The 13,901-nt window shown below is 43.8% G+C and carries 7 protein-coding genes, 19 tRNA genes, 3 rRNA genes and 1 pseudogene; 6 read left to right on the plus strand and 24 right to left on the minus strand.

Annotated features, from left to right (window positions below; genetic code table 11):
* The first annotated feature begins 51 nt into the window (after nt 1-51).
* Entirely contained in the window at nt 52-912 is an 861-nt protein-coding gene (locus STO1_RS07630; RefSeq protein ID WP_000959977.1) for an AraC family transcriptional regulator, read from the plus strand.
* A complete protein-coding gene (birA, locus tag STO1_RS07635; RefSeq protein ID WP_096422703.1) occupies nt 909-1,847 on the plus strand; it encodes a bifunctional biotin--[acetyl-CoA-carboxylase] ligase/biotin operon repressor BirA in 939 nt (312 codons plus the stop codon). The genes STO1_RS07630 and birA overlap by 4 nt, the downstream gene beginning before the upstream one ends.
* Nucleotides 1,848-1,951: 104 nt before the next feature.
* Here birA and STO1_RS07640 read toward each other — a convergent pair whose 3' ends face one another.
* Nucleotides 1,952-2,656, minus strand: coding sequence for a hypothetical protein (locus tag STO1_RS07640; RefSeq protein ID WP_033584252.1), 705 nt, complete (start codon nt 2,654-2,656; stop codon nt 1,952-1,954).
* A gap of 369 nt (nt 2,657-3,025) precedes the next feature.
* Between STO1_RS07640 and STO1_RS07645 the strand changes: the two are divergent.
* Nucleotides 3,026-3,916 (plus strand): annotated as a pseudogene (locus STO1_RS07645) (transposase).
* Between the two features lie 159 nt (nt 3,917-4,075).
* Nucleotides 4,076-4,186 (plus strand): hypothetical protein, encoded by a 111-nt coding sequence (locus STO1_RS10020; RefSeq protein ID WP_394334356.1) that lies wholly within the window; start codon nt 4,076-4,078, stop codon nt 4,184-4,186.
* A 62-nt stretch (nt 4,187-4,248) separates the two neighbouring features.
* Here the strand turns inward: STO1_RS10020 and STO1_RS07650 are convergent.
* From STO1_RS07650 to rlmD, 23 genes are all read right to left on the minus strand, one after another.
* Nucleotides 4,249-4,336: transfer RNA gene (locus tag STO1_RS07650), tRNA-Ser, on the minus strand.
* Between the two features lie 6 nt (nt 4,337-4,342).
* Nucleotides 4,343-4,416 (minus strand) — tRNA-Ile (locus tag STO1_RS07655).
* Between the two features lie 33 nt (nt 4,417-4,449).
* A tRNA-Gly gene (locus tag STO1_RS07660) sits at nt 4,450-4,520 on the minus strand.
* A 16-nt stretch (nt 4,521-4,536) separates the two neighbouring features.
* A tRNA-Phe gene (locus tag STO1_RS07665) sits at nt 4,537-4,609 on the minus strand.
* 3 nt (nt 4,610-4,612) lie between these two features.
* Nucleotides 4,613-4,686 (minus strand) — tRNA-Met (locus STO1_RS07670).
* A gap of 10 nt (nt 4,687-4,696) precedes the next feature.
* Nucleotides 4,697-4,786, minus strand: a tRNA-Ser gene (locus tag STO1_RS07675).
* Between the two features lie 11 nt (nt 4,787-4,797).
* Nucleotides 4,798-4,871 (minus strand) — tRNA-Ile (locus STO1_RS07680).
* Between the two features lie 13 nt (nt 4,872-4,884).
* A tRNA-Met gene (locus STO1_RS07685) sits at nt 4,885-4,958 on the minus strand.
* 5 nt (nt 4,959-4,963) lie between these two features.
* Nucleotides 4,964-5,038 (minus strand) — tRNA-Pro (locus tag STO1_RS07690).
* 15 nt (nt 5,039-5,053) lie between these two features.
* Nucleotides 5,054-5,127, minus strand: a tRNA-Arg gene (locus tag STO1_RS07695).
* A gap of 11 nt (nt 5,128-5,138) precedes the next feature.
* Nucleotides 5,139-5,224: transfer RNA gene (locus tag STO1_RS07700), tRNA-Leu, on the minus strand.
* Nucleotides 5,225-5,231: 7 nt separating this feature from the next.
* Nucleotides 5,232-5,303, minus strand: a tRNA-Gly gene (locus STO1_RS07705).
* 21 nt (nt 5,304-5,324) lie between these two features.
* A tRNA-Thr gene (locus STO1_RS07710) sits at nt 5,325-5,397 on the minus strand.
* A gap of 12 nt (nt 5,398-5,409) precedes the next feature.
* A tRNA-Leu gene (locus STO1_RS07715) sits at nt 5,410-5,490 on the minus strand.
* 5 nt (nt 5,491-5,495) lie between these two features.
* Nucleotides 5,496-5,568 (minus strand) — tRNA-Lys (locus STO1_RS07720).
* A gap of 24 nt (nt 5,569-5,592) precedes the next feature.
* Nucleotides 5,593-5,665 (minus strand) — tRNA-Asp (locus tag STO1_RS07725).
* Nucleotides 5,666-5,669: 4 nt separating this feature from the next.
* A tRNA-Val gene (locus tag STO1_RS07730) sits at nt 5,670-5,742 on the minus strand.
* A 5-nt stretch (nt 5,743-5,747) separates the two neighbouring features.
* Nucleotides 5,748-5,863, minus strand: a 5S ribosomal RNA gene (gene rrf / locus STO1_RS07735).
* 76 nt (nt 5,864-5,939) lie between these two features.
* Nucleotides 5,940-8,842 (minus strand): 23S ribosomal RNA (locus STO1_RS07740).
* Between the two features lie 122 nt (nt 8,843-8,964).
* Nucleotides 8,965-9,037, minus strand: a tRNA-Ala gene (locus STO1_RS07745).
* Nucleotides 9,038-9,088: 51 nt separating this feature from the next.
* A 16S ribosomal RNA gene (locus STO1_RS07750) occupies nt 9,089-10,637 on the minus strand.
* The 16S, 23S and 5S rRNA genes sit together here with 19 tRNA genes alongside, the layout of an rRNA operon.
* Nucleotides 10,638-10,880: 243 nt before the next feature.
* A tRNA-Glu gene (locus tag STO1_RS07755) sits at nt 10,881-10,952 on the minus strand.
* A 109-nt stretch (nt 10,953-11,061) separates the two neighbouring features.
* Nucleotides 11,062-12,423, minus strand: coding sequence for a 23S rRNA (uracil(1939)-C(5))-methyltransferase RlmD (gene rlmD, locus STO1_RS07760; protein ID WP_096422705.1), 1,362 nt, complete (start codon nt 12,421-12,423; stop codon nt 11,062-11,064).
* 37 nt (nt 12,424-12,460) lie between these two features.
* Between rlmD and recX the strand changes: the two genes are divergently transcribed.
* Entirely contained in the window at nt 12,461-13,237 is a 777-nt protein-coding gene (recX, locus tag STO1_RS07765; RefSeq protein ID WP_096422707.1) for a recombination regulator RecX, read from the plus strand.
* A gap of 88 nt (nt 13,238-13,325) precedes the next feature.
* A complete protein-coding gene (locus tag STO1_RS07770; protein WP_000775318.1) occupies nt 13,326-13,859 on the plus strand; it encodes a nucleoside tri-diphosphate phosphatase in 534 nt (177 codons plus the stop codon).
* Nucleotides 13,860-13,901: the final 42 nt, after the last annotated feature.

The raw sequence follows: 13,901 nt of genomic DNA on the forward strand, positions 1-13,901 counted from the left end.
AATAGAGAAATGTATACAAAGTATGGTAAAATGTTAGGTAGGAGGTGGCCCATGCTCGTTTTTTCAGAATACCAGACTGGAACAATTGACCTTTCTCTTAGCTTTTACGGTTATGAAGAATGTACGCCTAACTACTCTTTTGGCCCAGCTATTCGAGATACCTATGTACTCCATTACATTACTAAAGGAAAAGGGCAATTCCATTATAAGGGGAAAATTGTTGATTTAAAGGCAGGAGATTTCTTTTTACTAAAACCAGATGAATTAACATTCTATCAAGCAGATAACCAGGATCCTTGGGCTTACTACTGGTTGGGGATCACTGGAGGGAGGGCACCTGACTACTTTGCTCTATCTCAAATTTCTGACCAATCCTACCTCACCCAGTCAAATAACTGTCATACACAAACAACTGCAAAACTCGTTGAAAATATTGTCCGTTTCGCTCAGATTACAAAATCAAATGAATTGGCTCAACTCCACATCATGGGACAACTCCATGAACTAATGTTTCATCTAGGAACGATTGCTCCCAATCAGAAAAAAGAGAATATTTCATCAACTCACCAGCTCTATCTTGACTGCAAACAATTAATTGATAGTCACTATCCACGATCGCTCACCATTCAAGATTTAGCTAAAGAGCTATCGGTTCATAGAAGTTACTTAACTAGTGTGTTTAAAGAATTTCACCAACTCTCTCCAAAAGAGTATTTACTTTTCGTTCGAATGAAGCGTGCGCAACAGTTACTAGAACACACAAATGAAACGATCAAAGTCATTGCATATTCTGTAGGTTTTTCAGACCCACTACATTTCTCAAAAGCCTACAAACAGTTTTTTCATAAAACACCTAGTCAAACTCGAAAAGAATACTCTCATTCCCTCTCAGCTAGAAAGGAAAATCAATGAAATCACACCAACTAGTCTACCAAATATTAGCTAGAGAAAACGATTATGTTAGCGGAGAAAAAATCGGTGAAGAACTGAATTTAAGCCGTACATCCATATGGAAAGCGATCCAACGTCTTCAACAAGAGGGCCTAGAAATTGACAGTATCAAAAATAGAGGCTACAAGCTTATTCAAGGCGATCTGATATTGCCTGATTTGATTCAGGAGAAAACCAACTTAACCATTCGCTACAAACCTGAGACCAAATCAACACAAACAGATGCAAAAGAAGGGATTGAAGCTGGAAACAAAGGAAATACACTCTATCTTTCAACCTGTCAAACAGCAGGTCGTGGCCGCTTTCAGCGTCCCTACTATTCTCCATCTCAGGGCGGGATCTATATGTCCCTGCATATTCAACCCAATCTTCCCTATGAAAAACTCCCTTCCTATACTCTCCTTGTAGCTGCTGCAGTCTACAAAGCCATTAAAAATCTAACTATGATAGAAGTAGATATCAAATGGGTAAATGATATCTACTTAAAAAATAAAAAGATAGCAGGTATCCTCACCGAAGCAATGACATCAGTTGAGACAGGCTTGGTTACAGATGTCATTATCGGACTTGGTATAAATTTTTCTATAGAAGACTTCCCAGAAGAACTAAAAGAAAAAGCAGGTAGCCTATTTATGCCACCTGCACCTATCACACGAAACGAACTAATCTCAGAAATTTGGCGTTGTTTCTACCAAACAGCACCCGAAGAACTACTCTACCTTTATAAAGAACACTCTCTTGTTCTAGGAAGAGAGGTCAGTTTTATCCAAGATCAGACTAAAAAAAAAGGAGTCGCCAAGGACATCTCCGACAAAGGACAACTCCTTATTCAGCTTGATGACCAGACAGAAATCTGGCTCAATAGTGGTGAAATCTCACTCACTAGCTGGACTTAACAAACAGCACTATATGATGTCTAGAATCACATCTAGCAAGCATATAGTGCTGTTTGAATGTAGAAAGTAACAGATATATAAATAGCTAGCTTCCTATCAACAATTTACAGGTGGATAGCTTTTGAGGCATTCTTTTTATATGCCGTGCTATGTACCAAAGAAGCTCCATAGCAGTGATTCTCATATTCAAGCATAATCAATGGCAACGCAAAAACTTTAACAGCATATAAAAGCAGCCAAAACATAAAGATTTCAGCTTTTATATTCACCAAATTTTTACTAAACATCTCGTACAAGAAGCATGCATTTAAAGCCATATTGAAGAGACTTGCCAACGTTGCTAAGACTATATTGGTTTTCAATTTTGGATGATAATATTTAGCCACATATAAGGCCAATAATGAAATATTATAAAGGCAAATCGGTTGATAATTTTCTCTATAAATAACCAGCGTCTTACGATTATAGAACAGGAAACCATGAGGTCCACGATGATATTCATTGATCCAGACATGGCTAAGACCTCTAATCTCATCCCAAGCTACAAATAAATCAATTTTTCTTAGATAAATCCCTTTTTTATAAATCGAACATTTCCATTTAAACAAGAAAGATAGAAGAAAAGTAAGGAGTAAAACCGCAACTGTAACAATCTTCAACTCCCCTTGCCCGATAATCAAGGATAGGTTAAAAAAGCGAATTTGCGCTTTTTTTGCATCTAAGATCATTGAAATCACAGTTAGAAATACTACAAAGATAAATAGTATAAATCTATAAAAAATACTATGAAATTTTACTCCATTTTCCATCTCGATTATCCCCCAGCCACTTAAAGTCCCTAACCTTAGTATACCACTAAATCTAGTCTATTTATGATTTTTTCTAATATGAAAGTTACTGAAACAGCATTAGATAATAGAGCTCAATAATATTTGTAGTAGGTAAATCCACTATGGAGATTATGTAGCCTAGAAAAAAGTCCCAATGACCTATAATGAAAAGCGACTAAACAACTCATTAGAAAGATTCATATGGAACAATTACATTTTATCACAAAACTACTCGATATCAAAGACCCTAATATCCAAATTATGGATGTTGTTAATAAAGATACCCACAAGGAAATCATCGCTAAACTCGACTACGACGCTCCATCTTGTCCTGATTGCGGAAATCAAATGAAGAAATATGACTTTCAAAAATCATCTAAAATTCCTTACCTCGAAACAACTGGTATGCCTACCAGAATTCTCCTTAGAAAACGCCGTTTCAAGTGCTATCAGTGCTCGAAAATGATGGTCTCTGAGACTTCTCTCGTCAAGAAAAATCATCAAATCCCTCGTATCATCAACCCGAAAATTGCTCAAAAGTTGATTGAAAAGACTTCTATGACCGACATTGCCCGCCAGCTTGCCATTTCAACTTCAACCGTCATTCGAAAGCTCAATGACTTCCGTTTTAAACATGATTTTTCTCGTCTTCCCGAGATTATGTCTTGGGATGAGTATGCCTTCACTAAGGGAAAGATGAGCTTTATTGCTCAGGATTTTGAAAAGCTCAATATCATCACTGTCCTTGAAGGCAGGACACAAACTATCATCCGAAATTACTTTCTGCGCTACGAGCGAGCTGTTCGTTGTCAGGTGAAAATCATTACGATGGATATGTCTAGTCCCTACTATGGACTTGTCTAAACAGCTTCGCTTTCGAATTTCTAGGCTCAGGCTGAAACAGTCTCCCAGATTGTTTCACTCCCAAACGCTAAAATAGTTCTAGATCGTTTTTATATTGTCCAACATCTCAGCCGTGCTATGAGTCGTGTCCGTGTTCAAATCATGAACCAATTCGATCGAAAATCCCATGAATACAAGGCCATCAAACGCTACTGGAAGCTTATACAGCAGGATAGTCGTAAACTGAGCGATAAGCGATTTTATCGCCCTACTTTTCGTATTCATCTAACCAACAAAGAGATTCTAGACAAGCTTTTGAGCTATTCAGAAGACTTGAGACACCACTATAAAGCTCTATCAGCTCTTGCTTTTTCACTTTCAGAACAAGGAGCCTGAGAAATTTTTGGACTTATAGAGGAGAAACTAAAGCAGATTCATCCTCTTTTTCAGACGGTCTTTAAAACCTTCCTCAGGGACAAAGAAAAAATTGTCAACGCTCTTTAGTTACCTTATTCCAACGCCAAATTAGAAGCAACCAATAATCTCATTAAACTTATCAAGCGCAACGCCTTTAGTTTTCGGAACTTTGAAAACTTCAAAAAACGAATTTTTATCGCCCTAAATATCAAAAAAGAAAGGACGAAATTTGTCCTTTCTAGATCTTAGCTGACTTCAACCCACTACAGTTAACAAAGAGCAAAAAAAAGAGCCTAGCAGCTCTTAACGTACGGAGAATGGGGGATTCGAACCCCCGCGCCGGTTACCCGACCTAACGATTTAGCAAACCGTCCTCTTCAGCCTCTTGAGTAATTCTCCTATTAATGGGCACGAGTGGACTCGAACCACCGACCTCACGCTTATCAGGCGTGCGCTCTAACCACCTGAGCTACGCGCCCCAGTTTAAAAACTTGGTATGAACTTTCGTTCAAAGCGGGTGACGAGAATCGAACTCGCGACAACAGCTTGGAAGGCTGTAGTTTTACCACTAAACTACACCCGCTTAATAAAATAAGATATGGCGCGAGACGGAATCGAACCGCCGACACATGGAGCTTCAATCCATTGCTCTACCAACTGAGCTACCGAGCCAAATTGCGGGAGCAGGATTTGAACCTACGACCTTCGGGTTATGAGCCCGACGAGCTACCGAGCTGCTCCATCCCGCGTTAATATGAAAGGAGGATGTGGGATTCGAACCCACGCACGCTTTTACACGCCTGACGGTTTTCAAGACCGTTCCCTTCAGCCGGACTTGGGTAATCCTCCATTATTTTCAATGGACCTTGTAGGACTTGAACCTACGACCACTCGGTTATGAGCCGAGAGCTCTAACCAGCTGAGCTAAAGGTCCAACAAGATCATTATAGCGGCGAAGGGGATCGAACCCCCGACCTCCCGGGTATGAACCGGACGCTCTAGCCAGCTGAGCTACACCGCCATCAATCGGGAAGACAGGATTCGAACCTGCGACACCTTGGTCCCAAACCAAGTACTCTTACCAAGCTGAGCTACTTCCCGCGTTAAATAAAAAAATGCACCCTAGAGGAGTCGAACCTCTAACCGCCTGATTCGTAGTCAGGTACTCTAGCCAGTTGAGCTAAGGGTGCTCAGCATTAGAGGCCGAGGACCGGAATCGAACCGGTACGATCGGTACCAAGCGCAGGATTTTAAGTCCTGTGCGTCTGCCAGTTCCGCCACCCCGGCCTCTCTAAGCGAACGACGGGATTCGAACCCGCGACCCCCACCTTGGCAAGGTGGTGTTCTACCACTGAACTACGTTCGCATCGACCTCGTATATAAAAAATGCCGGCTACATGACTTGAACACGCGACCCTCTGATTACAAATCAGATGCTCTACCAACTGAGCTAAGCCGGCTGCTTTCTATTATGCGGGTTAAGGACTTGAACCCCCACGCCGTTCAGCGCCAGATCTTAATCCTGGTGCGTCTGCCAATTCCGCCAAACCCGCAAACATGACCCGTACTGGGCTCGAACCAGTGACCCATTGATTAAAAGTCAATTGCTCTACCAACTGAGCTAACGAGTCTAAAATAACTTCCGTTATCTTAAACGGTCCCGACGGGAATCGAACCCGCGATCTTCGCCGTGACAGGGCGACGTGATAACCGCTACACTACGGGACCTATATGGGAGTTAACGGGATCGAACCGCTGACCCTCTGCTTGTAAGGCAGATGCTCTCCCAGCTGAGCTAAACTCCCAAAGAGCTAAGCGACTTCCATATCTCACAGGGGCCAACCCCCAACTACTTCCGGCGTTCTAGGGCTTAACTGCTGTGTTCGGCATGGGTACAGGTGTATCTCCTAGGCTATCGTCACTTAACTCTGAGTAATACCTACTCAAAATTGAATATCTATCAAATCTCAAGAAAACCTCACACTTCGTATCCTCAGTTACTTTGGATAAGTCCTCGAGCTATTAGTATTAGTCCGCTACATGTGTCGCCACACTTCCACTTCTAACCTATCTACCTGATCTTCTCTCAGGGCTCTTACTGATATATAATCATGGGAAATCTCATCTTGAGGTGGGTTTCACACTTAGATGCTTTCAGCGTTTATCCCTTCCCTACATAGCTACCCAGCGATGCCTTTGGCAAGACAACTGGTACACCAGCGGTAAGTCCACTCTGGTCCTCTCGTACTAGGAGCAGATCCTCTCAAATTTCCTACGCCCGCGACGGATAGGGACCGAACTGTCTCACGACGTTCTGAACCCAGCTCGCGTGCCGCTTTAATGGGCGAACAGCCCAACCCTTGGGACCGACTACAGCCCCAGGATGCGACGAGCCGACATCGAGGTGCCAAACCTCCCCGTCGATGTGAACTCTTGGGGGAGATAAGCCTGTTATCCCCAGGGTAGCTTTTATCCGTTGAGCGATGGCCCTTCCATACGGAACCACCGGATCACTAAGCCCGACTTTCGTCCCTGCTCGAGTTGTTGCTCTCGCAGTCAAGCTCCCTTATACCTTTACACTCTGCGAATGATTTCCAACCATTCTGAGGGAACCTTTGGGCGCCTCCGTTACCTTTTAGGAGGCGACCGCCCCAGTCAAACTGCCCGTCAGACACTGTCTCCGATAGGGATCACCTATCCGGGTTAGAGTGGCCATAACACAAGGGTAGTATCCCAACAACGTCTCCTTCGAAACTGGCGTCCCGATCTCTTAGACTCCTACCTATCCTGTACATGTGGTACAGACACTCAATATCAAACTGCAGTAAAGCTCCATGGGGTCTTTCCGTCCTGTCGCGGGTAACCTGCATCTTCACAGGTACTAAAATTTCACCGAGTCTCTCGTTGAGACAGTGCCCAAATCATTACGCCTTTCGTGCGGGTCGGAACTTACCCGACAAGGAATTTCGCTACCTTAGGACCGTTATAGTTACGGCCGCCGTTTACTGGGGCTTCAATTCATACCTTCGGATTACTCCTAAGCACTCCTCTTAACCTTCCAGCACCGGGCAGGCGTCACCCCCTATACATCATCTTACGATTTAGCAGAGAGCTGTGTTTTTGATAAACAGTTGCTTGGGCCTATTCACTGCGGCTGACATATGTCAGCACCCCTTCTCCCGAAGTTACGGGGTCATTTTGCCGAGTTCCTTAACGAGAGTTCTCTCGCTCACCTGAGGCTACTCGCCTCGACTACCTGTGTCGGTTTGCGGTACGGGTAGAGTATGTTTAAACGCTAGAAGCTTTTCTTGGCAGTGTGACGTCACTAACTTCGCTACTAAACTTCGCTCCCCATTACAGCTCAATGTTATAGATATAAGCATTTGACTCATATCACACCTCACTGCTTAGACAGACACTTCCATTCGTCTGCTTTAGTTAGCCTACTGCGTCCCTCCATCACTACATACTCTAGTACAGGAATATCAACCTGTTGTCCATCGGATACACCTTTCGGTCTCTCCTTAGGTCCCGACTAACCCAGGGCGGACGAGCCTTCCCCTGGAAACCTTAGTCTTACGGTGGACAGGATTCTCACCTGTCTTTCGCTACTCATACCGGCATTCTCACTTCTATGCGTTCCAGCGCTCCTCACGGTACACCTTCTCCACACATAGAACGCTCTCCTACCATACCTATAAAGGTATCCACAGCTTCGGTAAATTGTTTTAGCCCCGGTACATTTTCGGCGCAGGGTCACTCGACTAGTGAGCTATTACGCACTCTTTGAATGAATAGCTGCTTCTAAGCTAACATCCTAGTTGTCTGTGCAACCCCACATCCTTTTCCACTTAACAATTATTTTGGGACCTTAGCTGGTGGTCTGGGCTGTTTCCCTTTCGACTACGGATCTTAGCACTCGCAGTCTGACTGCCGACCATAATTCTTTGGCATTCGGAGTTTATCTGAGATTGGTAATCCGGGATGGACCCCTCACCCAAACAGTGCTCTACCTCCAAGAATCTCTAATGTCGACGCTAGCCCTAAAGCTATTTCGGAGAGAACCAGCTATCTCCAAGTTCGTTTGGAATTTCTCCGCTACCCACAAGTCATCCAAGCACTTTTCAACGTGCCCTGGTTCGGTCCTCCAGTGCGTCTTACCGCACCTTCAACCTGCTCATGGGTAGGTCACATGGTTTCGGGTCTACGACATGATACTAATGCGCCCTATTCAGACTCGGTTTCCCTACGGCTCCGTCTCTTCAACTTAACCTCGCATCATATCGTAACTCGCCGGTTCATTCTACAAAAGGCACGCTCTCACCCATTAACGGGCTCGAACTTGTTGTAGGCACACGGTTTCAGGTTCTATTTCACTCCCCTCCCGGGGTGCTTTTCACCTTTCCCTCACGGTACTGGTTCACTATCGGTCACTAGGGAGTATTTAGGGTTGGGAGATGGTCCTCCCAGATTCCGACGGGATTTCTCGTGTCCCGCCGTACTCAGGATACTGCTAGGTACAAAGACTATTTTAAATACGAGGCTCTTACTCTCTTTGGCTGATCTTCCCAAATCATTCTTCTATAATCTTTGAGTCCACTTTGCAGTCCTACAACCCCGAAGAGTAAACTCTTCGGTTTGCCCTCCTGCCGTTTCGCTCGCCGCTACTAAGGCAATCGCTTTTGCTTTCTCTTCCTGCAGCTACTTAGATGTTTCAGTTCACTGCGTCTTCCTCCTCACATCCTTAACAGATGTGGGTAACAGGTAGTACCTGTTGGGTTCCCCCATTCGGAAATCCCTGGATCATCGCTTACTTACAGCTACCCAAGGCATATCGTCGTTTGTCACGTCCTTCTTCGGCTCCTAGTGCCAAGGCATCCACCGTGCGCCCTTATTAACTTAACCTTATTTTCTGACCTTTCAGTCATAAACTCTTTTAATACTACAGCGTTTCGGTTTATTTTCTTGTTACTATTTGATATAGATATTCAATTTTCAATGTGCATTACTTGGTGATCTCTCACCAATGGAGCCTAGCGGGATCGAACCGCTGACCTCCTGCGTGCAAAGCAGGCGCTCTCCCAGCTGAGCTAAGGCCCCACAAGACCTCTCAAGACTAAACAAGACCAATGTGCAGTTCCTTATCCTTAGAAAGGAGGTGATCCAGCCGCACCTTCCGATACGGCTACCTTGTTACGACTTCACCCCAATCATCTATCCCACCTTAGGCGGCTGGCTCCTAAAAGGTTACCTCACCGACTTCGGGTGTTACAAACTCTCGTGGTGTGACGGGCGGTGTGTACAAGGCCCGGGAACGTATTCACCGCGGCGTGCTGATCCGCGATTACTAGCGATTCCGACTTCATGTAGGCGAGTTGCAGCCTACAATCCGAACTGAGACTGGCTTTAAGAGATTAGCTTGCCGTCACCGGCTTGCGACTCGTTGTACCAGCCATTGTAGCACGTGTGTAGCCCAGGTCATAAGGGGCATGATGATTTGACGTCATCCCCACCTTCCTCCGGTTTATTACCGGCAGTCTCGCTAGAGTGCCCAACTGAATGATGGCAACTAACAATAGGGGTTGCGCTCGTTGCGGGACTTAACCCAACATCTCACGACACGAGCTGACGACAACCATGCACCACCTGTCACCTCTGTCCCGAAGGAAAACTCTATCTCTAGAGCGGTCAGAGGGATGTCAAGACCTGGTAAGGTTCTTCGCGTTGCTTCGAATTAAACCACATGCTCCACCGCTTGTGCGGGCCCCCGTCAATTCCTTTGAGTTTCAACCTTGCGGTCGTACTCCCCAGGCGGAGTGCTTAATGCGTTAGCTGCGGCACTAAACCCCGGAAAGGGTCTAACACCTAGCACTCATCGTTTACGGCGTGGACTACCAGGGTATCTAATCCTGTTTGCTCCCCACGCTTTCGAGCCTCAGCGTCAGTTACAAGCCAGAGAGCCGCTTTCGCCACCGGTGTTCCTCCATATATCTACGCATTTCACCGCTACACATGGAATTCCACTCTCCCCTCTTGCACTCAAGTTAAACAGTTTCCAAAGCGTACTATGGTTAAGCCACAGCCTTTAACTTCAGACTTATCTAACCGCCTGCGCTCGCTTTACGCCCAATAAATCCGGACAACGCTCGGGACCTACGTATTACCGCGGCTGCTGGCACGTAGTTAGCCGTCCCTTTCTGGTAAGATACCGTCACAGTGTGAACTTTCCACTCTCACACTCGTTCTTCTCTTACAACAGAGCTTTACGATCCGAAAACCTTCTTCACTCACGCGGCGTTGCTCGGTCAGACTTCCGTCCATTGCCGAAGATTCCCTACTGCTGCCTCCCGTAGGAGTCTGGGCCGTGTCTCAGTCCCAGTGTGGCCGATCACCCTCTCAGGTCGGCTATGTATCGTCGCCTTGGTGAGCCGTTACCCCACCAACTAGCTAATACAACGCAGGTCCATCTGGTAGTGATGCATTTGCACCTTTCAATCGATTATCATGCGATAATCCATTTTATGCGGTATTAGCTATCGTTTCCAATAGTTATCCCCCGCTACCAGGCAGGTTACCTACGCGTTACTCACCCGTTCGCAACTCATCCGCTCGGTGCAAGCACCAAGCTTCAGCGTTCTACTTGCATGTATTAGGCACGCCGCCAGCGTTCGTCCTGAGCCAGGATCAAACTCTCATTAAAAGTTTGAGTTCTCACTCATTTCTGTCACTGACAGATTTATTGTTTTTTTCATTGTTCAGTACTACAACATTAGTTGTAGTGCCCTGCACATTGGTTCGTCTTGTTCAGTTTTCAAAGGTCTTTGTCACTCAATCTCTCTCAAGCGACAACTATATTAGTATATCACAGCTAACTCTCTCTGTCAACAGTTTTTTGAAACTTTTTTGAACTTTTTTCATCAAGTGTTCCATCCGCAATATACCATAGTCCGTACGGGATTCGAACCCGTGTTACCGCCGTGAAAAGGCGGTGTCTTAACCCCTTGACCAACGGACCTGAGCTTTTCAACTCTTTCTATTATACCTACTTTCCCTACTTTGTCAAGAACTTTTTGAGAATAGCTTCATTTTTTTATTTTAGCATCTATCTTTTATAACCGGATACCTTATTTTACACTCTTCTTAATCAACTTCACGACTGCTTCTGTCCGTGCAGTGTGGGGAAACATATCAACTGACTGGATATACTGGAGATCATAAACTTTTACCAGTTTAACCAAATCTCGCGCCAAGGTCGAAACATTGCAAGAAACATAAACCATTTTTTCCGGTACATAGGTTAGGATGGCATCTAATAACTTGTCATCTAATCCCGTTCGAGGAGGGTCGACTATTAGGGCATCGGCCCTATATCCCTCTTGATACCAGCGGGGAATAATCTCTTCAGCTGTACCAGCTTCGTAATGGGTATTGTCAAATCCCATTTTTTTAGCATTTCGCTTGGCATCTTCAATGGCTTCTGGAATAATATCCATCCCTCTGAGACTCTTGACCTTCTTCGCGAATGCGAACCCAATTGTCCCGACTCCACAATAAGCATCAATCAAATGATCTTCTTTGCTAACATCCAGAGCCTTGACTGCTTCTCCATAGAGAATTTCTGTCTGCTCAGGATTAAGCTGATAAAAAGCTCGGGGCGAGAGAGAAAACTCATAGTCGAGTACTCCTTCTTGAATACTCTCTTGGCCCCAGATAATTTCCGTCTTTTCACCATAGATTTCACTTGTTTTTGCTGTATTTGTATTGACAGCAACCGTGACAACTTCTGGAAAATCATTGACTAGGTCTTTGACTAGTTGATTCAAATTAAGCTGGCGATTCGTGACAATGATTATCTGAACTTGCCCCGTTTTTCTTGCTCTACGTATCATGATAGTGCGAACACCAAGCGTTTTTCTCTCATCTGTAATTGGAATTTGGTGGTAAGTCAGAAGTTCAGCTAGGCGATTCGCTATCACTTGGGTTTCCTTATCTTGCACCAAACAGTCTTTCAACTCTACGAGGTAATGAGAGTTTTGCGCATACAAACCTGCCTTGACCTGATTGTTAAATTTTCGGGTCTGAAATTGCAACTTAGCACGATAGTACTTTGGTTCCTGCATTCCGATAGTTGGACGAATTTCAAAGTTTTCATATCCTTCTGGGGCGAATTTCTTCAGAGCTTGATAAAGTAAGTCTGTTTTAAACTCTAATTGTTTATTATAGTGAAGATGCATGATTTGGCAACCACCGCATTCATTATAAATCGTACATGCTGGTACAACTCGAAATTTAGACTTCTTATTAACTTTTAGTAATTTGGCTTCAACAAAGTTGCGTTTAATAGAAGTAACCTGACAATAGATATCTTCTCCCTTGAGGGCGCCAGGCACAAAAACGAGGGTTTTCTGATAAAAACCGATTCCCTCACCATTAATGCCCATACGCTTGATTTTTAAAGGTATTTTTTGTTTGACTTTCAGATTCATACCCCTATCTTATCACATTTTAGGGTATAATAGAACTATGAAAATCACAAAACTTGAAAAGAAAAAACGCCTCTACTTGATGGAGCTAGATCATCAGCAAACCTTTTATATCACTGAAGATACCATTGTCCGTTTTATGCTGTCTCGAGATAAGGTCATTAGCAAAGAGGAACTTGCCGAGATTCAGTGCTTTGCCCAGTTTTCTTATGGTAAAAATCTTGCTCTCTACCATCTATCCTTCAAAGCCCGTACCGAAAAGGAAGTGCGAGAGTATCTGAAAAAGTATGATATTGAAGATACAATAGCTAGTCAAGTTATCGCTAACCTTAAAGATGAAAACTGGATTAATGATCGTCAGTATGCTTATTCCATTATCAATGCAAATCAACTTTCTGGAGATAAGGGGCCTTATGTACTGACTCAGAAACTAGCACAAAAGGGGATTTCAAAATCTAATATAGAAGAGATCTTGAAAGAATTTGATTTTTCAGAAGTTGCTCATCGTGTAGCCAATAAACTATTGAAAAAATATGAGGGAAAACTTCCAGCTCGTGCCTTGCAAGAAAAGATTATCCAAAATCTGACCAACAAGGGCTTCTCCTATGCCGATGCTAAAAGTGCATTTGATGACTTGGACAGTCAAGTTGACCAAGAAACGACTCAGGAGCTCATTTTTAAAGAGTTAGACAAACAATATACTAAGTACGCTCGCAAATATGAAGGATACGAACTAAAGCAACGTTTGACCCAAGTTTTAGCTAGAAAAGGCTATGATTTTTCGGATATAGCCAGCGCTCTCAGAGAATATCTTTAATATTTTCGTGTAAAATTCAAAAAAAATAAACCAATTTATGATATAATAGTAAACGATAAACTTATAAATTGTAGAAAGTTGGTTAGTTATGAAACTTCCAAAAGAAGGCGACTTTATTACAATTCAAAGTTATAAGCATGATGGGAGTCTCCACCGCACTTGGCGGGACACCATGGTACTAAAAACAACAGAGAACGCCATTATCGGCGTCAACGACCACACACTTGTTACCGAAAGTGACGGTCGTCGTTGGGTGACTCGAGAACCGGCTATTGTTTACTTTCACAAAAAATATTGGTTTAATATCATTGCTATGATTCGCGATAATGGAATTTCCTACTATTGCAATATGGCTAGCCCCTACTATCTAGATGAGGAAGCCCTGAAATACATTGATTATGATTTGGATGTCAAGGTCTTCACTGATGGTGAAAAGCGTCTCTTAGACGTTGAGGAGTATGAGCGCCATAAACGCAAAATGAAGTATTCTGATGATTTAGACTATATTTTGAAAGAGCATGTTAAAATCCTTGTTGATTGGATTAACAATGGACGCGGTCCTTTCTCAGAGGCCTATGTCAACATTTGGTACAAACGCTACATAGAACTAAAGAATCGGTAAAGTTGTCAAACTGGGGTGAGAGCCCTGGTTTTTTATTTGAAA

The sequence above is a fragment of the Streptococcus oralis subsp. tigurinus genome, from assembly GCF_002356415.1.
Lineage (GTDB): Bacteria > Bacillota > Bacilli > Lactobacillales > Streptococcaceae > Streptococcus > Streptococcus oralis_F.